At 72.5% G+C, this 19,291-nt stretch carries 19 protein-coding genes; 13 read left to right on the plus strand and 6 right to left on the minus strand.

What is annotated here, in order from left to right; all coding sequences use genetic code 11:
• The first annotated feature begins 85 nt into the window (after positions 1–85).
• Genes IZR01_RS12785 through IZR01_RS12795 form a run of 3 tightly spaced genes read left to right on the plus strand, consistent with a single transcriptional unit; the run spans position 86 to position 4,579 of the window.
• Positions 86–1,240 carry an MFS transporter gene (locus tag IZR01_RS12785; RefSeq protein ID WP_228554020.1) on the plus strand — a complete coding sequence of 385 codons (1,155 nt, stop codon included), beginning with the start codon at positions 86–88 and terminating at the stop codon, positions 1,238–1,240.
• A gap of 34 nt (positions 1,241–1,274) precedes the next feature.
• Positions 1,275–2,045, plus strand: coding sequence for an ABC transporter ATP-binding protein (locus IZR01_RS12790; RefSeq protein WP_194923929.1), 771 nt, complete (start codon positions 1,275–1,277; stop codon positions 2,043–2,045).
• Positions 2,045–4,579, plus strand: coding sequence for an FtsX-like permease family protein (locus IZR01_RS12795; protein ID WP_194923930.1), 2,535 nt, complete (start codon positions 2,045–2,047; stop codon positions 4,577–4,579). Before IZR01_RS12790 ends, IZR01_RS12795 begins: the two co-directional genes overlap by 1 nt.
• A gap of 3 nt (positions 4,580–4,582) precedes the next feature.
• Here the strand turns inward: IZR01_RS12795 and IZR01_RS12800 are convergent, their stop codons facing one another.
• The 3 genes from IZR01_RS12800 to IZR01_RS12810 all read right to left on the minus strand — a co-directional run bounded on the left by IZR01_RS12800 (position 4,583) and on the right by IZR01_RS12810 (position 7,716).
• Positions 4,583–5,155, minus strand: coding sequence for a DUF1003 domain-containing protein (locus IZR01_RS12800; RefSeq protein ID WP_194892338.1), 573 nt, complete (start codon positions 5,153–5,155; stop codon positions 4,583–4,585).
• Between the two features lie 85 nt (positions 5,156–5,240).
• Positions 5,241–7,319, minus strand: coding sequence for an LCP family protein (locus IZR01_RS12805; protein ID WP_194892339.1), 2,079 nt, complete (start codon positions 7,317–7,319; stop codon positions 5,241–5,243).
• On the minus strand, positions 7,312–7,716 hold the full coding sequence (locus IZR01_RS12810) for a DUF6542 domain-containing protein (protein ID WP_194892340.1): 405 nt from the start codon (positions 7,714–7,716) through the stop codon (positions 7,312–7,314). Before IZR01_RS12810 ends, IZR01_RS12805 begins: the two co-directional genes overlap by 8 nt.
• A 177-nt stretch (positions 7,717–7,893) precedes the next feature.
• Between IZR01_RS12810 and IZR01_RS12815 the strand changes: the two genes are divergently transcribed.
• From IZR01_RS12815 to IZR01_RS12830, 4 genes are read left to right on the plus strand one after another with little or no spacing between them, the layout of a single operon-like run.
• A complete protein-coding gene (locus IZR01_RS12815) occupies positions 7,894–8,757 on the plus strand; it encodes an ABC transporter ATP-binding protein (protein WP_369125351.1) in 864 nt (287 codons plus the stop codon).
• Between the two features lie 10 nt (positions 8,758–8,767).
• The gene (locus IZR01_RS12820) at positions 8,768–10,108 is read left to right on the plus strand and encodes an FtsX-like permease family protein (protein ID WP_194923931.1); all 1,341 of its coding nucleotides are present in this window, start codon (positions 8,768–8,770) and stop codon (positions 10,106–10,108) included.
• 8 nt (positions 10,109–10,116) lie between these two features.
• A complete protein-coding gene (locus IZR01_RS12825; RefSeq protein WP_228554022.1) occupies positions 10,117–11,361 on the plus strand; it encodes a sensor histidine kinase in 1,245 nt (414 codons plus the stop codon).
• A 10-nt stretch (positions 11,362–11,371) separates the two neighbouring features.
• The gene (locus tag IZR01_RS12830; RefSeq protein WP_194892342.1) at positions 11,372–12,019 is read left to right on the plus strand and encodes a response regulator; all 648 of its coding nucleotides are present in this window, start codon (positions 11,372–11,374) and stop codon (positions 12,017–12,019) included.
• Between the two features lie 223 nt (positions 12,020–12,242).
• Here the strand turns inward: IZR01_RS12830 and IZR01_RS12835 are convergent, their stop codons facing one another.
• Positions 12,243–12,638 (minus strand): STAS domain-containing protein, encoded by a 396-nt coding sequence (locus IZR01_RS12835; protein ID WP_194892343.1) that lies wholly within the window; start codon positions 12,636–12,638, stop codon positions 12,243–12,245.
• A gap of 87 nt (positions 12,639–12,725) precedes the next feature.
• Between IZR01_RS12835 and IZR01_RS12840 the strand changes: the two genes are divergently transcribed.
• The 3 genes from IZR01_RS12840 (at position 12,726) to IZR01_RS12850 (ending at position 14,706) form a co-directional block, all read left to right on the plus strand.
• A complete protein-coding gene (locus IZR01_RS12840) occupies positions 12,726–13,178 on the plus strand; it encodes an ATP-binding protein (protein WP_194892344.1) in 453 nt (150 codons plus the stop codon).
• Positions 13,166–13,690: an ATP-binding protein gene (locus tag IZR01_RS12845; RefSeq protein WP_194892345.1), complete on the plus strand. Its 525-nt coding sequence runs from the start codon at positions 13,166–13,168 to the stop codon at positions 13,688–13,690. Before IZR01_RS12840 ends, IZR01_RS12845 begins: the two co-directional genes overlap by 13 nt.
• Before the next feature lie 119 nt (positions 13,691–13,809).
• Entirely contained in the window at positions 13,810–14,706 is an 897-nt protein-coding gene (locus IZR01_RS12850; protein ID WP_323746150.1) for a SigB/SigF/SigG family RNA polymerase sigma factor, read from the plus strand.
• A gap of 44 nt (positions 14,707–14,750) precedes the next feature.
• Here the strand turns inward: IZR01_RS12850 and IZR01_RS12855 are convergent, their stop codons facing one another.
• Positions 14,751–15,200, minus strand: a complete 450-nt coding sequence (locus IZR01_RS12855; protein WP_194892346.1) for a response regulator — start codon at positions 15,198–15,200, stop codon at positions 14,751–14,753.
• Between the two features lie 134 nt (positions 15,201–15,334).
• Here IZR01_RS12855 and IZR01_RS12860 point away from each other — a divergent pair, with 134 nt between their 5' ends.
• Together IZR01_RS12860 and IZR01_RS12865 are read left to right on the plus strand one after the other, a co-directional pair.
• Complete coding sequence (locus IZR01_RS12860; RefSeq protein ID WP_194892347.1) at positions 15,335–15,793, plus strand: hypothetical protein; 459 nt, start codon at positions 15,335–15,337, stop codon at positions 15,791–15,793.
• Between the two features lie 258 nt (positions 15,794–16,051).
• Complete coding sequence (locus tag IZR01_RS12865; protein WP_194923932.1) at positions 16,052–16,672, plus strand: hypothetical protein; 621 nt, start codon at positions 16,052–16,054, stop codon at positions 16,670–16,672.
• Positions 16,673–17,236: 564 nt separating this feature from the next.
• On the opposite strand, the gene IZR01_RS12870 is transcribed toward IZR01_RS12865, so the two are convergent.
• Positions 17,237–18,748 (minus strand): serine/threonine-protein kinase, encoded by a 1,512-nt coding sequence (locus tag IZR01_RS12870; RefSeq protein ID WP_194923933.1) that lies wholly within the window; start codon positions 18,746–18,748, stop codon positions 17,237–17,239.
• Positions 18,749–18,944: 196 nt separating this feature from the next.
• Between IZR01_RS12870 and IZR01_RS12875 the strand changes: the two genes are divergently transcribed.
• Positions 18,945–19,291: flavodoxin family protein (locus IZR01_RS12875; RefSeq protein ID WP_194923934.1), on the plus strand; the 347-nt coding region annotated here is incomplete at its 3' end.

The raw sequence follows: 19,291 nt of genomic DNA on the forward strand, positions 1-19,291 counted from the left end.
ACCGGTTCCGGTCCTGTGAGGTGCCCTCTTGTCCGCACTTGTCGCATCCCCTGCCCCCGCTCTGAAACCGGCGCTGAGCCGGCCGTTGACGTTGCTGCTCTCGATCGCGTGCGGGGTGGCCGTCGCGAACATCTACTTTCCGCAGGCCATCAGTCCACTGATCGCCGACGGGCTGAAGGTGAGTAAGAGCTCTGCCGCTCTGGTCACGACCTGTGCCCAACTCGGGTACGCGGCCGGGATCTTCCTGCTGGTGCCGCTCGGGGACCGGGTCCGGCATCGGCGGCTGGTCACGGTGTTGTTGCTGATGACCGCGGTCGGGCTGGTCCTGGCCGGTACGGCCGATGCACTGCCGGCGATGGTGGTCGCCAGCACCCTGATCGGGGTGACGACGGTCGTCCCGCAGATCCTGATACCGATGGCGGCCGGGCTGGCCGAGCCGGAGCGGCGCGGTGAGGTGACCGGGACTCTGTTGTCCGGGCTGATCGGCGGGATCCTTTTGGCCCGCACGTTCTCCGGGACGCTCGGCCAGTGGCTCGGGTGGCGGGCGCCGTATTTGGTCGCGGCTGTCGCGGTGCTGGTGTTGTCGGTGGCGTTGGCCGTGTTGATGCCGGTGACGACGCCGAGTACCGGCGAGCGGTATCCGGCGTTGCTGGCCGCGTCGGTGCGGTTGTTGCGCGCGGAGCCGTTGCTGCGGCGTTCGTGCCAGTACCAGGTGCTGGTGTTCGCGGGCTTCAGCGCGGCTTGGACGGCGTTGGCTTTGCACGTCACGGGCCCGACGTACCACCTCGGCACGCCGGCGGTCGGGCTGCTGGCGTTGGTCGGCGCCGGGAGCATGTTCGCGACGCCGCGGGCCGGCCGGGCCACCGATCGGCTCGGGCCGGACGCGGTGAATCTGCGTTGCCTGCTCGGGGTGTTGGCGGCCGCGGCCGTGCTGCTGCTCGGCACGGTCGGCGGGGTGCTCGGGCTGGTGGGGCTGGCGGCGGGGATGCTCGCGTTGGACGTCGCGATGCAGTCGGGGCAGGTCGCGAATCAGGCCCGGATCTTCGCGCTGCGGCCGCGGGAGCGGGCCCGGTTGAACACGGCGTATATGACGTGCGCGTTTCTCGGCGGGAGCGCCGGGTCGTGGCTCGGAGTGCGGGCCTACTCGGCGTTCGGTTGGAACGGAGTGTGCGGGGTCATCGCGGTGTTGGGCGGCGCCGCGCTGGTGCGGTGTCTGCTCGCTGAGAAGCCTCGGGGTTGATACCTAGGGTTCCTAAAGCCTAGGCTTTCTAGGTATGACGATGATCGCTGCTACCGGCCTCGCCAAGAGCTACGGCGCCGAGCCGAACCGCGTGCCCGCACTGCGCGGCGTGGACGTCGCGATCCCGAAGGGCACCTTCACCGCGGTGATGGGCCCTTCGGGATCGGGCAAGTCCACGCTGCTGCACTGCCTGTCGGGGCTGGACACCGTGGACGCCGGGACGGTGCGCATCGGCGACACCGAGATCACGGCCCTGCCGGAGCGCGCGCTGACCCGGCTGCGGCGCGAGCGGATCGGTTTCGTGTTCCAGGCGTTCAACCTGCTGCCGACCCTCACCGCCGGAGAGAACATCGTCCTGCCGCTGGAACTCACCGGCCGCCGCCCCGACCCAGAGCACTTCGACGCGGTGGTCACCCTTCTCGGCCTGGCCGACCGCCTGGAACACCGGCCCGCGCAGCTCTCCGGCGGCCAGGCCCAGCGCGTCGCGATGGCCCGGGCCCTGATCACCGGCCCGGACGTGGTCTTCGCCGACGAGCCCACCGGCAACCTGGACCGGCGCACCGGCCGCGAACTGCTGGACCTGCTGCGGCGCAGCGTCGACGAGCTGGGCCAGACGGTGGTGATGGTCACCCACGACCCGGCCGCCGCCGCGCGCACCGACCGGGTGCTGCTGCTCGCCGACGGCCGGGTGGTGGACGACGTCGCGGAGCCTTCGGGGGCTGAGGTGCTGCGGCGGTTGGACGAGTTGGACGGGGATGAGAACACAAATCAGAGTACTGATGCTACTGAGAGTGTGAGCCGTTGATGCGCATCGTCACCGTCCTGCGCAGAGGCGTCGCCGCCCGCAAGGCGCGCGGCTTGGCGACCGCCGGCGCGGTGGCCGCGGCCGTCGCTTTCCTCGCGTCGAGCTACATCCTCACCGACACCGTCAACGCCGGTATCAAGCAGCAGGCCGATGCCGCGACCGCAGGCGTCTCCGCAGTCGTGACCGACGCACGCGGCTTCGGCGGTTCGGTGCTGACCGGGGCGCCGACGTTGCCCGTGTCCCTGGTGTCGAAGGTGCGGGCGGTGCCCGGCGTGGTGGCCGCCGAGGGCATCGTCGAGGGCTACGCCATGCCCCTGGACCAGCACGGCCACCCCACCTCCGGCCTCGGTGGCCTCGGTCTGTCGATTCCCGCTGATCCGCGCCTGCGCCTGGTGAACTTGCAATCCGGCAGCTGGCCTCAGGGTCCTGATGAAGCCGTCGTCGACGCCGGCACCGCGCAGAGCCTCCATCTCGCCGCCGGCAGCACGCTGCACGTGGCGCTGGCCGGCGGCGTGCGGGCCTTCAGCGTCACCGGGACCGTCGGGTTCGGCGGTGCGCAGAACATCGCCGGGCTCAGCGTCGTCGGCTTCGATCAGGCGACGGCCGGCACGGTGCTCGGCAGTGGGGACACCGTCGCGGCGGTCGAGGCGGTGGGCGCGGGCGGCATCGATCCGACCGTGTTGCAGGCCCGCATCACCAAGGCCGTCGGCGGCGACTACACGGTCCGTACCGGCGCGCAGCAGGCGGCGCAGCTCGTCACGCAGGTGGGGTCGGTGACCTCGACCATCGGCGCGGTGCTCCAGGTCTTCGCGGTGGTGTCGGTGGTGGTCGCGGCGCTGCTGATCGCGAACATCTTCGCCGTGACGGTCGCGCAGCGCACCCGCGAACTCGCGCTTCTGCGCTGCGTCGGTGCCGGCCGGCTGCAACTGGCGCGCCTGGTGCTCGCCGAGGCGTCGCTGACCGGGCTGGTCGGCGCGCTGGTCGGGCTGCCGATCGGGCTCGCGGTGACCGTCGGGCTGCGCTGGGGCTTCGACCATTTCGGGCTGCCGTTGCCCGCCGGCCCGACTGTCATCGCGGCGCGCACCGTCGTCCTGTGCTTCGTCGTCGGCCCCGGCATCTCGATCGTGGCCGCCGCCTCGGCCGCCCGGCGCGCTTCCCGCTCCCGGCCGCTGGCCGCGCTGAGCGCCGTCGCCACCGGGGATCAGAACAGCCGGCTGTCCTGGTGGCGGCGCGTGATCTCGGTGCCGGCGGTGCTCGGCGGCGCCGCGTTGGCGGCCGGGGCCCAGGGCGTCGCGCCGGCCGGGTTGGGCAGCATCCTGATTCTGTTCGGCGTGGGGCTGGCCGCTCCGGCGTTGGTGCGGCCGCTGACCGCCGGGCCGCGCGCCCTCGTGGCCTCGGTATCAGGGTTCTGTGGACGCCTGGCCGGGCGCCAGATGACCCGCGAGCCGCGCCGCGTGGCCGGTACCGCCGGCACTCTGGCCGTGGCCGTGGCGACGGTGTCCATCGTCGCGGCGATGGCGGCCTCGCTGGTCTCCAACAGCGAACTGGACGTCCGCCGCTCCCTGCACGCCGAGCTCGTCGCCTCGACCACGCCCGGCTCCGGCGCCACCCTCGACCCGGGTGCGGCCCGGCGCCTCGCGGCGCTGCCCGGCGTGGCCCACGCGACCGGCCTGTCCTGCGGCATCTTCAAGGCGCCCGGCGACTCCGAGAAAGCCTGCGGCGTGGACCCGGCGACCCTGTCCGCCGACGTCGACCCGGGCGTCACCGCGGGCCGGCTCGCCGACCTGGCCGCCCCTGACACCATGGCCGTCAACGCCCTCGCCGCCCAGCGCGACGGCTGGCACCTCGGCCAGCGGATCCCGATCACGTCCCCGATCGGCGGCACCCGCCCGGTCCGCATCGTCGCCCTCTACGACAACGAGCAGGTTCTCGGCGCCTTCCTGATCCCCGAATCCGACTACCTGAGGGAGTATCCGCCGCAGGATCAGGGCCTTGATGAGATCCTGATCCGCACCGAGCCGGGCCAGACCGGTCCGGCCCGTCAGGGCGTCGCAGCGGTCCTCGCCGGCTATCCGCAGGCCGCTCTCGACGACCGCGCCAGCTTCGCCGTCCGCGCCGCCCAGGGCTTCCAACTCCTGGCCACGATCATGACCGCGCTGCTCGCGCTGAGCCTGCTGATCGGCATCCTGGCCGTGCTCACCAGCCTGGCGTTGAGCGTCCTGGAACGCACCCGGGAGATCGGCCTGCTCCGCGCGGTCGGGGCCGAGGCGAGTCATATCCGTACTCTGATTCGCGGCGAGGCGTTGGTCACCGTGGCGACCGGGACCGCCGCCGGCGTCCTGCTCGGCCTGCCGATCGGCTGGTTGCTGGCCCGCGCCGTGCTGAACGGCCACCTGCCCGGACCGCCCTCGATCCCGGTCCCGTTGCTGGCGGTCGTGGTGCCGGCGGCGTTCGTCACCGGGCTGCTGGCCGCGGTGGCACCGGCCCGGCGCGCTGTGCGGATCGGCGTCCTGCAAGCGCTGCGGGCCGAATGAGGCCTACGCCCCCGAGCCGCCGCCATTGGCGCCGGCACTACCGCCATCGGAATCCGTAGTACCGGTCGCGGCAGAACCGTTGCCGTCGCCCTCGAACGCCGCGGTGTCGATCACCGGGACCGGGTCCAGCCCGAGGTGCGCCGCGATCCGGGTCAGAAGGGCGTCCTGCGCCGCCAGGTGCTCCTGGAGCTGCGCGGTCTCGTGCAGTGTGGCGCTGGCGTCGTGGTAAGTCGCCTCGCTGCGCGCGTCGGCGGCCGCGGCCTGCACGTTCTGTCCCACCATGATCACCGACAGCAGCACCAGCTGGAGGAAGGTCTGCGCGACCCAGGCCACGATCGTCGAGGCCCCGCCCCTGATCGCCGACGGCAGGCTGATCAGGTCGAAGGCGGCGAACAGGTACGCGCACCACATCGAGCCCACGGCCTTGGTGATCAGCAGCGCGGCCTTGGTGTTGAACCGGGTGAAGGTGTTGTCGGTGCGGTGCTGGTCGGCGACCTTGACCGGGCCCACGGCGTGCCGGGCGGTGATGTGCGGATGCGGTATGTGCTCGTAGTGCATGTGCTTGGGCAGGTCCATCGGGCTCTCCGTTCGTCGGCCGCCACGGCGGGGCCGGGGCGATCGGTCGGTTCACACGGTCAGTTCACGCAGTCGGTTCACACGGTCAGTTCACGCACGTGATCCCGTTGTCCATGGCGATGCCGGGCGAGTTCGCCGGATCCTGGGTTCCGGACGGATCCGGGTTCGCCGGGTCCGTGGAACCGGATCCGGATCCGGTCCCGTCGCCGGGTGCCGCGGGCTGCGGGTCACCGGGCGGAGTGTAGTCGGCGCCGAGTCTGATCAGCACATGTCCGGCCGCGGTGCGTGCCGAGGGGGCCGGGACGGCCTGGACACCGAGCGTGGTCGCGAGCTGTCCGGCGGCCTTCTCCGCGCCCTTGCCGTAGAAGATCGTGGTGTGGTTCTGGGACGCCGCGCCGGCGGTCTTGTCCACCGGCCAGCCCGACGCCGACAGCCAGTCGCCGACCGTGGTGGCCAGGCCGTTCTTGGCGGTGCCGTTGTAGAGGTCGACCACGGTGTTCGTGTCCGGCGGCGCGATCGCCGCCGGCCGCATGCCGGTGCCCGCGCCGCGGGCGTCCGGAAGTGGGGGAAGGGCAGACGACACACCCGACCCCGACTGACCTGCCAGATCCGAAGACATCCCCTGGCCGGACTGGCCCGATCCCGATCCCGATCCCGATCCCGAACCCGAACCCGCCTGATCCGGCAGAACCGCCGGCCCCGTCCCGAGCCCGCCACTCGGATCGGAGAGACTGCGCGGCCCCAACGCGTCCGCCGAATCCCCGCTCTCGGCGTCCTGCGCCATCTCGTTCGCGAACTCCTTCGCGTCCCCGAACCCGGTCATCACGATCTGCCGGATCTGCAACGGGTTCACCGTGTTGACCGACCCGTCGCCGGGCAGCACCGGCTGCCCGGTGATCGGCAGCTCCCGGAACTCGGCGTTCCCGCTGGTCAGGTTCTGCGCGCGGGAGGCGAAGTCCAGCACGTCCCAGTTGTCGTCGATCACGACGTCCTTCTTCACGACGTCGAACAACGACTGCATCTTGCCCAGGTCGCCGATCACGCCCTCGGACTTGAGCTTGTACATCACCGACGCCAGGAACGCCTGCTGCCGCCGGTTCCGGTCGAAGTCGCCGCGCAGCAGGTGGAAGCGCTGGCGCACGAATTGCAGCGCGGTGGCGGCGTCCAGCGTCGAGTGCCCGGCCGGCAGCTTCAGCCCGGTGCCCGCGCCGTCCTCGATCGGGTCGTCCACCGGGCGGTTCAGGCAGACCTCGATCGGGCCCACGGCCTTGGCCACGTCGTAGAAGCCCAGCAGGTTGATCTCGGCCAGGTGGTCCACGTGCTCGCCGGTGAGCAGCTGCACGGCCCGGATCGTCGACTCCCGGCCCACCTCGCGGCTGATCTTCTCGATCTGCGCCTGGTCGGTCATCCCGGAGGCCTTCAGCCGGTCCACCGCGATCGCCTTGGCCCGGCCGTACGCCTCCTTGATCTTGTGCATCCCCAGGTCCGGGAGGTCGCCGACGGCCGAGGTGCCGCCGGGCTCCTCGACGTAGTCGTCGCGGGCGATGGAGAACGCGGTGACCCGGCCGCCGTCGGCCGGGATGTGCAGGAAGATTAGGACGTTGGTGTTGTAGCCGCCGATGTCCGAGGAGCCGGCATGCAGTTCGGACTCCACGAAGTCGGTCGGCAGGTCATTACCGTTCATATCCTTGCGGGAGTCCAGGCCGATCAGCAAGAGGTTGACCGAGCCGTCCAGGTGCGGAGCGACGTAGCCCTTCTCCCCGGAGCGGATCTGGTTGATCGCGTCGGAGGTGAGCAGGCCCGAGGTCAGGTTGTGGTAGGCGGCCCAGGTCGCGGCGCTGGCCAGGACGATCGCGGCGGAGGCGGTGCAGGCCAGCGCGCGGGCGGTGATGATCGCGCGGCGGCGGCGCGGCTGGCGGCGCTCGGGCCCTCCGGGCCCTCCGGGCCGTTCGGGACGCGGCGGCCCGGGAGGGCGCGGCGGCGCCTGCTGCGGGCGCGGCGACCAGTAGCGCAGGTCGTCCTGCGGACGGGAACCCGGCGCGCGCGGGGACAGATCGTAGGGCGGCTGGAACCGCGGCTGCTGCCGGGGCCGGCGGCCGGGCCCGGATCCGTACTCGGGCGATCCGTCGGGCGATCCGTACTCGGGCGATCCGTACTCAGGCACCGGCGGACCTCCGGCGGAGCGTCCGGCGTAACGCCGCGACGGCGGCCGTGGCCAGCAGCGTCACCATCATCGCCGGGAAGGCGTCGATCATCCCGTGCGCCACCGCGACCGCCTGCTTGCTGGTCCCGCCGGAGGCGTCGAACACCTCGCGCCCCACGCACACCGCCCAGATCGCCACCGGCGCCAGCGGCAGCACCCACCACAGCCCGGCCGGCCGCACCCGCAGCGCGGCCAGCGACGCGGCCCCCGCGCACACCACCGCGAACACCGCGCCGCCGAAGAACATCCCGATCGCCGGGGCGAGCAGGAGCAAGGCGGTGACGCGTCCGGCCGTGATGTTCGCGCGCCGAGTGGGGGCGCGGTGACAGCTGCCGTGGGTGCCGGGGGTGTGTGGCATGTGGCACATCTTCACATCTTGGGCGGCGGTGATGGGATAGGTCCGAGAAGTGTCTGATGCCGCAATCATCAGCTGACGCAATGATCATCCCGGCGGGCCCGAAGTCCCCTCCGAAGACTGGTACTAGCACCCCTGATTCCGGGCCGGCGACGGGCGAGTCTGGATCACATGACAGCCATGGAAGACGCGCTGCGTCTGGAATCGGTGAGCAAGACGTTCGGCGACCAGGTGAAGGTCGCCGCCCTGGACCAGGTGAGCCTGGGCCTGCCCTACGGCACCTTCACCGCCGTGATGGGCCCTTCCGGCTCGGGCAAGAGCACCCTGCTGAACTGCGCCTCCGGCCTGGAGCGCGCGGACTCCGGCCGGATCGTGATCGGCGGCCAGGAACTGGACACCTCCGACGAGACCGCCGCCACGCGGTTCCGCCGGGGCCGCATCGGCTTCGTGTTCCAGGCCTTCAATCTGCTGCCGACGCTGACCGTCTGGCAGAACGTGCTGCTGCCGGCCCGGATCGCCGGGACCGCCGTGGACAAGCGGCGGGCGAGGGCCCTGCTGGAGCGGGTCGGGCTGGCCGACCGGCTGAACCACCGCCCGGCCGAGCTGTCCGGCGGCCAGCAGCAGCGGGTGGCGATCGCCCGGGCCATCGTCAACCGGCCGGCGCTGCTGTTCGCGGACGAGCCGACCGGCGCGCTGGACTCGGCGCGCGCGGCCGAGGTGCTGATGCTGCTGGGCGAGTCGGTGCGGGAGTTCGGGCAGACCGTGGTGATGGTGACGCACGACCCGGTCGCCGCCGCCTATGCCGACCGGGTCCTGTTCCTGGCCGACGGCCGGATCGTCGAGGAGATGCGGGCGCCGCAGGCCACGGGGGTCGCGGCGCGGATGGCCGCGTTCCGGCAGTCCGGCACCGGCACCGATAGCGGTGGTGGCAGCGGCGCCACCGGACACGACGCCGGACACAGCGCCGCGGGACACGGCGCCACGGGTCAGCACTCGTACCCGGCCGGCCGGACCGACTCCCACTACACCGGATCGGCGGCCTGACATGCGCACCGTGAGCCTGAGCAATCTGCGGCACCGCCGCGCGGCGTACCTCGCCTCGTTCCTGAACCTGTTCCTCGGCGGCGCGATCCTCACCGGCTTCGCCGCCCTCTACGAGACCGGCAGCGCGCCGGGCGTGTCGAAGGACGACCGCTCGGCCCTGCAAACCACGGCCCTGGTGATCGGCGGCTGGGGCGCGCTGATCATCGCCTTCGGCACCGCCGCCACCCTCAGCCTGACGGTGCAGCAGCGGGAGAAGGAGATCGCGCTGCTCAAGGCGGCCGGCGCGCTGCCCCGGCAGATCCGCCGCATGATCATGGTCGAGACCGCGATCCTGCTGGTCGCCGCGGCGATCCCGGCGGTCCCGGCCGGACTGGGCGTGGGCCACGGCATGCTGGCCATGCTGAAGTCCTCCCACCAGGTCTCGCACGGCGTCGACTTCAAGTTCGGCGCCACCACCTTGACCATGGGGCTCGGCGACATCGTGGTGGCGGCCCTGGTGGCCGCGGTCGCGACCGGGCGCCGCGCGGCGAAGCAGAGCACGGCGGCCTCGCTGGTCGCCGCCGCCACCGAGGACGCCGGGATGTCGCGCAAGCGCAAGATCGGCGCGGTGGTGCTGATCCTGCTCGGCCTGGACGACGCCGTGATGACCGCGACCCTGATGAAGAACGAGGGTTACGACACCATGGAGATCGCCGGCCAGGCCTGCATCCTCACCGGCATCGGGCTGGCGCTGCTGGCCCCGGTGCTGATCCGGATCACCGCCGCGGCACTGGGCCCGCTGATGCGGCGCAGCGGCGGCTACCTCGCCGAGGCCGAACTGCGGCGGCACTCGCGGCCGGCGGCCGGCGTGCTGATGCCGGTGATCCTGTTCGTGTCGCTGGCCAACGGCGCGCTGTATGAGCAGTTCATCCAGGACGACGCCAACCGGGCCCTGCACACCGTCGTCACGGCCGACGACAAGGGCGTGCAGACGCTGAGCTTCCTGGTGACCGGCATGATCGCGCTGTTCGCGGCGGTGGTCGTGGCGAACATCGCGGTCTCCAGCACCCTGCACCGCCGCCGCGAGTTCGGCCAGCGGCGCCTCATCGGCGTCACCCCCGGCGAGGTCCGGCGCGCGCTGAGCTGGGAGACCTGCGCGATCCTGGTCGCCGGGCTGGTGTTCGGCACGCTCGCGGCGCTGGTCGGGGTGATCCCGTTCAGCTACGCCAGGACCGGCGACTTCCTGCCGGACCAGGGCCTCGGGGTGTTCCTCGCGGTGGGCGCCGGCATCATCGTGCTGACCTTCGCGGCCTGCCTGGGGGCGGCTCGGCGGGCCATGCGGGTCTCCGCGCTGGCCGCGATCAACGGCTGATCACCATAATGGCGGACGAGGAAGGGACGGATCTGATGGCCTGGCTGCCGCGGGAGTTCGGGGGTGACGCCGCCGAGTGGCGCGGGCGCGGTGCCTCGACCGCCCTGGCGGCCGGCCGGGGTCTGGTGCTGGCCCTGGTGTCGCTGCTGGCGGGGGTCCCGCTGGTGGTCGCCACGGTGCTGACCCTGGGCCTGATGCCGATCGGCGGCGGGATGCTGGTGCCGCCGGTGATCGGCGGCGCGGTGCGCGCCTTGGCGAACTGGCAGCGCGGGATCGCGCGGAGCTGGAGCGGCGTCGTGATCGACGAGCCGTACCTGCCCCGGGCCGGCCGCGGCCGGGTCCGCTGGCTGCTCGGCGACCCGGCGACCTGGCGGGACCTGCTCTGGCTGGTCACCAACACCGCTGTCGGGCTGGTGCTGGGCCTGCTGCCGCTGACCCTGGTCGGCTGGGGCGTGGTCGGGGTGTTCGCGGTGCCCGGGCTGGTGCTGGGCGACAGCGCGTTCTGGCCGTTCGGGTTCGGCATCGGGATCGTGGCGCTCGCGCTGGCGCCGTTCGTCGGCCCCACGCTGATCCGGGCCCAGGCCCAGTACTCCCAACTGCTGCTGGACTCCACCGACGTCGGCGAGCGGATCAGCACCCTGACCGTGACCCGGGAGCGGGTCAGCGACGACGCCGAGTCCGAGATGCGCCGCATCGAGCGGGACCTGCACGACGGTGCGCAGGCCCGGCTGGCCGCGGTCGGGCTGAGCCTGGGCATGGCCGAGGACCTGATCCGGGAGAACCCCGAGGAGGCCATCGCGCTGCTGGCCGAGGCCCGCGAGCACAGCGGCGCGGCGCTGGCCGAACTGCGCTCGCTGGTCCGCGGCATCCTGCCGCCGGTGCTGGCCGAGCGGGGCCTGGGGGACGCGCTGCGGGCGCTGGCCTACGCCTCGCCGATCCCGGTCGAGGTTCGCAGTGACCTGACGGAGCGGCTGCCGGCGCCGCGCGAGTCAGCCCTCTACTTCGGGATCGCCGAGGCCTTGGCGAACGTGCTGAAACACAGTGGCGCCGCGCGGGGGCGGATCGACGTGTATCGGCGCGAGGCCCGGGTGATCGCCGAGGTCTGGGACGATGGCTCCGGCGGTGCGGACGTCGCCGGCGGCGAGGGGCTGGCCGGGGTGCGGCGGCGGCTGGCGGCGTTCGACGGGACGCTGGCCCTCGACAGTCCGGCCGGGGGGCCGACGATGGTGACGCTGGAGGTGCCGTGCGAGTGAGGAAGCCTTGATGCGCGTAGTACTGGCCGAGGACCAGGCCCTCCTGCGGGACGGTCTGGTCCGGCTGTTGTCGGCGCACGACTTCGAGGTCGTCGCGGCCGTCGAGACCGGCCCGGACCTGCTGGACGCGCTGCTCACCGAGCGTCCGGACGTCGCGGTGGCCGACGTCCGCCTGCCGCCGACGTTCAAGAACGAGGGCCTGGCCGCCACGCTGGAAGCCCGGCGCCGGGTCCCCGGCCTGCCGGTGCTGATCCTGTCGCAGCATGTCGAGCCGCTTTACGCCCGCGAACTGCTGTCCGACAGCACCGGCGCGGTCGGCTATCTGCTGAAGGACCGGGTTTCGAACGTGCGTTCGTTCGTGGACGCGGTGCGGACCGTCGCCGGCGGCGGCACCACGATGGACCCCGAGGTCATCGCGCAGCTGCTGGCCCGGCGCTCGCGCGACGAACGGCTCAGCTCACTGACCCCGCGCGAGCGCGAAGTGCTGGCCGCGATGGCCGAGGGCCACGCCAACGCCGGGATCGCCGCCCGCCTGGTGATCACCGAGAAGGCGGTCAGCAAGCACATCAACACCATCTTCGCCAAACTCGGCCTGCTGCCGGACCTGGACGGCAACCGGCGGGTGCTGGCCGTCCTGGCTTTCCTGGACGCCGCATGACCTCTTAGGGACTTTCCCGCCCCCGGGCTATGCTTTTCGCACGTCGGATACCTGACAATAGGCGCGGCGCCGCCTGTCGGCCGACGGCTCGCGACGGCGCACCGCCGCCCCGCGTGCCCCACGTCACCGAGAGTGGATCGAGTTTGGATTCGGTGGAGCGGGTAGCGGTGTTCGCGGTGGCCTGTCGGACCGGACGCGAGGAAGGGGTGGCGATGACCGATGGTCAGCGTCCGCTGCCGCTCCCGCTGATGTCCCCGCTGATGTCCAGGACGAACAAGTCGGCGACGCCGGCCAGCTGGAGCACCCGCAGCACCGCCTCCGACGGCGCGGCCAGGGTCAGGCGCGCGTCCGCGGCGGCGGCCTTGTGCTGGGCCCGGATCAGCGTGCGCAGGCCCATCGAGTCCAGGAAGGCCACCCGCGAGCAGTCGACGACCACGTGCGCCCCGGGGCGCACGTACTCATCCAGCACGCTCCACAGCGTGTCCGCCGCGGCCAGGTCCACGTCGCCGGCCACGGTGACCGTGACCGCCGCCGCACCCTTGCCGTCCCCGGTGACCGCGGCGGCTCCGCCCCGGTCCGGGTCGTTGTCGACCTCGACCGAGAAGCCCTCGACCGCCATGACGCCTCCTGTTTTCCCACCCAGCCCGCGTGATCCCGGATCGCTACCGACGATATCGGGTCGGCTCACGGCTGGGAATCTGGCGCGATGACCTCGCGCCGCAGGGCCCAGACCGACCTGGCCCCGGGACCCTCGGCGCCGGCCCGGGCCCGGGCCTTCCTGACCGAGACCTGCCGGCGCTGGCACGTCGCCGACTTCGTCGCCGACGCCGCGCTCGTGGTCAGCGAGCTTGTCACGAACGCGGTCCGACACGCCGGGACTGAGATGCGGCTCACGCTGGAACTGCGCGACGGCGCGCTGACCGTGAGGGTCCACGACCGCGGCCCCGGCCTGCCGCGGCTGATCCCGCCGGCCGAACGCGGCTACGGTGGTCAGGGACTGGCGATCGTGGTGCAGTTGGCGCAGGCCTGGGGGGTCGCGGTCGAGGACGACGGCGGAAAAGCCGTATGGTGCCGACTCGGGCCGCGGGCCGCGGTCCCGGCTGGGGCGGGCACTCAGCGGCCGCCATGGAAAGGGGAGCAGGACGTATGGAGCGCGTGAGCGGAGTGGGTGGCGAGGACGCCGTCGGTCCGGGTGTCGCCGGGGTCCGTTCGTCCGGTGCGGGCGTGAGTGCCGACGCGACTGCGGACGGTCGCGTCCCGGTGACGCTGAGCATCCCCGCCGAGCGTGACTACGTGGTCCTGGTCCGGTCGGCCGCCGGGCACCTCGGCGTGCGCGCCGGGTTCTCGATGGCCGAGATGGGCGACTGGCGGCTGGCCGTCGACGAGGCGTGCGGGCTGCTGCTGTTACCCGACGAGGTCGACGTGATCGGCGAGGAGCTGGACTGCGTCTTCCGGCTCGGCCCGGCGGGCCTGGCGCTCACCGTCTCGGCCGAGGCCCGGCCCGGCTCCAAGCCGCAGGTCGGCGGCTTCGGCTGGTCGCTGCTCGCGGCGCTGGTCGACGACCTGCAGTGGGCCGAGGAGGAGGGCCGGGTGCGGGTGGACATCGTCAAGCGCGCGGCGGGCGCCGGCGGGCCAGGGCCCGGCGGCCCGGCCCGGGCGGGGGTGCGGTGAGCACTCGGGGGACCAGTCCCGGTCCGGCCTCGTCGTCCGGCCGCGGCGGGTCTGAACGCGGGTCTGAACGCGGGCCGGAACGCGACGGTGAGCCGGTGCAGCCGCCTCACCACAGCGCCGTGCCCGCCTCGCGCGCCGTGCGTCCCGACCGCCAGCTGCCCGACCAGGACTCGGACCTCCCGCTGCCGAGCATCCCCTCGCCGCGGCTCGGCGGCGTGCCGAAGGACCGCGCCGAGCACCGCGCGCAGATCCACCGCCGGTTCGAACAGCTCGCGGCCTGCGAGCCGGACAGCGCGCGCCGCCGCACGATGCGCGACGAGCTGATCGCCGAGCACATGAACTACGCGCGCTACGTCGCCTCGCGCTTCAGCGTCCCGGCCGACACCGCCGAGGACCTGGAGCAGGTCGCGTACCTGGCGCTGATCAAGGCGGTCGACAACTTCGACCCGGCGCGCGGCACCGCCTTCCTGGGCTACCTGACGCCGATGGTCGCCGGCGAGATCAAGCGCTACTTCCGCGACTCCACCTGGGACGTGCACGTCCCGCGCCGTATGCAGGAGCTGAGCCTGGCCCTGCACGGCGCCCCGGCCGAGCAGCTGGAGCGCCGGCTGGGCCGCTCGCCGACGATCGCCGAGCTGGCCGAGCACCTGGGCGCGCAGCCGGAGGAGATCGTCGAGGCCTTCGACGCCTCGGCCGCCTACAGCGCCACCTCGCTGGAGCGCCCGCTGGTGCCCGGTGACGAGCAGGGCGCGAGCCTGGGCGAGACGCTGGGCGGGGACGACGACGCCTACGAGTGGGTCGTGGACCGCGAAGCCCTCAAGCCGCTGCTGGCCGCGCTGCCGGAGAAGGACAAGCGCATCCTGCTGATGCGTTTCTTCCGCGGTATGACGCAGAGTCAGATCGGCACCGAGCTCGGGGTGTCGCAGATGCAGGTCTCGCGCTACCTCACCCGGATCCTGGGCACGCTGCGCGACGCCGTGCTGGTGGAGGACGGCGAGACCGAGGAGCAGGCCTGACTCGGCGCTCGGCGCTCGGTGCTCGGTGCTTTGTCAGCTCGTCGTCAGCTCTTCATCAGCTCTCCCAACAGAGCCAGCAACCGCGTCACGTCCACGGGTTTGGGCACGTGCTCGTCCATCCCGGCGGCCAGCGCCTTGGCCCGGTCGGCGGCCGAGGACTCGAACGTGACCGCGATGATGGCCGGCGGCTCGGGCTGGTCCAGCTCGCGGATCCGGGCCGTGGTGGCGTAGCCGTCCAGGCCCGGCATCGCGATGTCCATCAGGACCGCGCGGATCGTCGGGTCGTGCTGGAGCGCGGCCACCCCGTCCGGGCCGCTGGCGGCCTGCAGGACGGTGAGCCCGCGGGCACTCAGGGCACTGCCGAGGGCGAACGCGCCGCGCCGGTCGTCGTCCACGATCAGGACCTTCTGCCCGGCGAATAAGGGCGGGTCGGAACCGGCCCGGCCACGCGCGACGTCGGGGGCGGGCTCACGGCGTTCGGCAGGATGCGCCATCCCTCCATACTCCGCGCTCGCCAGCTATTTGAGAACTCTGATTCGAACACGGTTCCGGGCGCGGCCGATTGGCCGGGGTCGAACCGGGTAACGGCACGTGTTCACGGCCGAAGGTCAGCCTCGGGAGGGTCGTCGTGGTCGTCACTGTGATCATCGTCCTGGTTGTGATCGCCGCCCTGGTGGCGATGTTCTTCTTCGGACCCGCCGGCTGGCGGGCCTGGGCTGCCGGAACGTTCGGCGGCCTGTCTACCCGGATCGGCAGGTTCATCGACAGCGGCCGCGCGGACCCGGGCGCCGGGAGCCCCGTCGGCGCCGCCGCGGCCACACCCCCGCCGCCGCGCTTCACCAACGCCGACCGGGCCTATCTGGACGGCGTGTGGAAGCACGTGCAGAGCACTTTCGTGAGCAATCCGCGGGTCGCCGTGACCCTGGCCCACAGCACCGCCGAGGGCTTCTTCACCGCGCACGGCGTGCCGACCGACGGCCTGCCGGAGGCGCCGGACGGCGGCGCGAGCGACGCCGAGGACACCGAGACGCTGCGGTTGCGGCTGCTGGCGATCAAGACGTGGTCGGACCGGGAGGCCGCCCGCTGAGGCCGGCGCGGCTGCCGTCGCCGTACCCGGCAGCCGCGCCGCTTTTCACCCTGCTTTTTCGCGCTGCTTCTCACGCGGGGGTGTCGGCGGTTTCTCAAGTGGCGTTGCGGGCCGTTTCTCACGCGGCCGCGCACGGCCGTTGTTCGCGGCTTTTTTCACCTGTTGAGAAGCCGCCCGGCCGCACAGTTTCGAATTCTGTGACCGGGTACCTGGCAGGGGCGCGGCGACGACAGCCGCGCGAGCAGTGAGGAGGCTGCTATGAGCACCATGACCGAAAAGGCGGGCTATTCGATCGGCGCGGGTGTCAGCTGCGCCGACGGAGATTGCGGCCGGCTGCACCGGATCATCATGGACCCGGCCACCCAGACACTGACGCACCTCGTCGTCGGGCGCGATCCGCACACGGCGCGCCTGGTCCCGGTCTCGCTGGTGGGCAGCGCGGGCGTCGAGGCCATCATCTTGTCCTGTACCGGCTCCGGTTTCGACCTGCTGGAGCCGGCCGAGGCCACCGAGATGGTGCAGCCGGCGGTCCCGGCCGGCGGACCGGTCACCGGCGGCGGCACGCTCGGCGGCGCCTACCGGGCCCCGGCCAAGCCGGACATGGTCAGCTACGACCGGGTCCCGGCCGGCGAGATCCAGTTGCGCCGCAACGAGCGCCTGCACGCCGCCGACGGCGACATCGGGCACATCAAGGGCCTGCTGGCCGCGCCCGACCACCATGTCACGCACATCCTGCTCGCCGAAGGACACCTGTGGAGCCGCAAGGAAGTCGCGGTGCCGATCCGCAACGTGGTCGACGCCACCTACGGCGTCCAGGTGGACCTGACGCGCGGGGAACTGAAGGACCTGCCCGCGGTCGATCTGACGCGGGTCGGGTGACCACTTCGGCGGCCGGCCGCTTCGCCGGCCGCCGGACCACCCGGCGAACGGGGCTGGCGCGTAGTGCGGCGTCAGACGGGGAGCCGGAGCTATGAAGACCGCGGCGCGCGACAAGGACGCGCCGCACCGAACGGCCGGCCGGCATCCTGCCGGACCGGACCAGAGCGGACCCGGGACCGCAGGCGGGTGCGGCCCCGGGTCCGCCGCGCCAAGTGTGGAGCCGGCGCGGCCCGGCGCGCAGTCGGTTCGCGAGGGTTGGCGGCGGATGGCGGTTGACATGTCCGTTCGAAGTCCGGTCGGGGCGCCGCACGGACTGGCCGGAGGCGGCGACGGCGGCCGCCGGGACAGACGTGGGCGTGGCGTGAGGATGCGGGTGCGATGGGGCCGACTGGCCCGGTGGGCGGCTTTCCGGTGCGGGATGCGGTAGGGCTTACGGGATCGACAGATCCCGCCCGGGGCCGCGGCGTCCGCATCAGTGGGCTGTGATGCGGGCGGGTCGCCGCTCTGCACGAAACGGTGGTGCCGCGCGTCGGTCGCCGCTGGAATCAGCGGTGACTCGAACTCTCAGCTGTGACTCGAACTCGGCGACGCCGGCGGTGAGCTGTGCGACGCCGAACTGTGCGGCGAGGACGGGCTCGACGACGGTGCGCTCGACGCGCTCGTGCTGCTGCTCGGCGTGCTCGGGGCCGACGTGCTCTGCGTCGTCGACGTCGTGGAACTCGTCGTCGGGCTCGGCCCGCTGGTCGTGCTGGACGTCGGCACCGGGGTCGTCGGCATCGGGGTGGAACTCGTGGTCGGGCTCGGCGCGGTCGTCGAACTCTGCGAGGACGTCGTGCCGCTGACCGAGCGGGTCAGCGGGGACTGGCTCGAGGTGGTGCCCACGGACGCCGACGGCGGCGGACTCGGATTGTGGCTCCCGCTGCGCAACACCAGCACCAGGGCCGTGGCCAGCGCCGCGATCACCGCGACCGAGAGCACCCCGGCGACCCAGCCCGCGCCGCCTCCACCCCGCTTGCCTTCCGGCGGTTCCCCTATCCCGACCCGTTCCACGGTCCGCTCGCCGGTCCGCTCGCCGGTGTCCCCGACCAGCGCGGTCGGCCGGTCCGCCGAGGTGTGCAGCACCAGCGTCGGGTCCGGCGGCGGGACGGCCGTCGTCGGCGCATCGTGGTCCGGCTGCGGGAACACCGCGATGCCCTCGTAGTCCAGGATCTCCGCCGCGCTTTGCGCTATGGCCGCCGTCAGCTCCGCCGGGAGCCACGCGTTGCCGCCGGGGGTGTCGGCCATCCGCCCGATGATCTGCGCGGTGCTGGGCCGCTGGGCCGGATCCTTCGCCAGGCACGTCGCGATCAGCGGGGCGAGCGAGGGCGGCAGGCCGGACAGGTCCGGCTCGTCGTGCGCGATGCGGTAGAGCAGGGTGTGGTCCGGGCCGCCGCCGAAGGGGTTGCGGCCGGTGGCGGCGTAGGCCAGGACGGTGCCGAGCGAGAAGACGTCGGTCGCGGGGGTCAGCTCCTGGCCCCGGGTCTGCTCCGGCGACATGAACCCGGGGGAGCCGATGATGGTGCCGACGTCGGTCCGGGTCAGGTCGGCCGCCGCGATGACCCGCGAGATGCCGAAGTCGATGACGTGCGGCCCGTCCACGGCCAGCATCACGTTCGACGGCTTCAGATCCCGGTGCACCACCCCGGCCGCGTGGATCTCGGCCAGCGCCCGGGCCAGCCCGTACGCCAGCACCCGCAGCGAGCTCTCCGGCAGCCGCGCGCCGCCGCCGACCACCGAGCGCAGCGTCAGCCCGGACACGTAAGCGGTCGCCAGCCACGGCATCGGCGCGTCCGGATCGGCGTCCACCACCGCCGCCGTGTACCGCCCCGACACCAGCCGCACGGCCGCGACCTCCTGCCGGAACCGCCGCCGGAACTCCCGGTCACCGGCCAACTCGGCCTTGACCACCTTCACCGCGACAGTGCGCCCACCCCGGGTCCGGCCCAGGAACACCTGTCCCATGCCCCCCGAACCCAGCCGCGCGATCAGCACGTAAGGACCCACAGTGCGCGGATCCCCGGCCTCCAGCGGTTCCACCTTGTGGACCTCCCCGATCGGGCGCTTTCTACCAGTAGTAGTCCAGCATCGCAGCGAACTGAAGCGCCAGATACCTCGCACGCTCCGGCACGGCCACACTCCACCCGATCGGGGGGTTTGCGTCACAGGTTGTGGCGCTCGAAGAGGCGCGGGCGTCGCGCGACCGTCCCGCGACCGTCATGGCAGGATCGACAACGTGCCCCAGCTGCTGATCGTCCACCACACCCCGTCCCCGACGCTCCAGGCGATGTTCGAGGCCGTACTCGCCGGCGCGACCAACGAGGAGATCGAGGGTGTGGCGGTCGTGCGGCGCCCAGCGCTGGCCGCGACGGCGGTGGACGTGCTGGCGGCGGATGCGGTGATCGTGGGGACGCCGGCGAACATCGGGTACATGTCCGGCGCCTTGAAGCACTTTTTCGATCAGGTGTATTACCCCTGCCTCGACGCGACGAAGAAGCTGCCCTACGCCGCCTACGTCCACGGCAACAGCGACACCGTCGGCGCGCTGCGGGCGATCGAGTCCATCGCGGGCGGGGTGGGGTG

It is taken from the genome of Catenulispora pinisilvae (assembly GCF_015356865.1).
Taxonomy (GTDB): Bacteria; Actinomycetota; Actinomycetes; order Streptomycetales; family Catenulisporaceae; genus Catenulispora; species Catenulispora pinisilvae.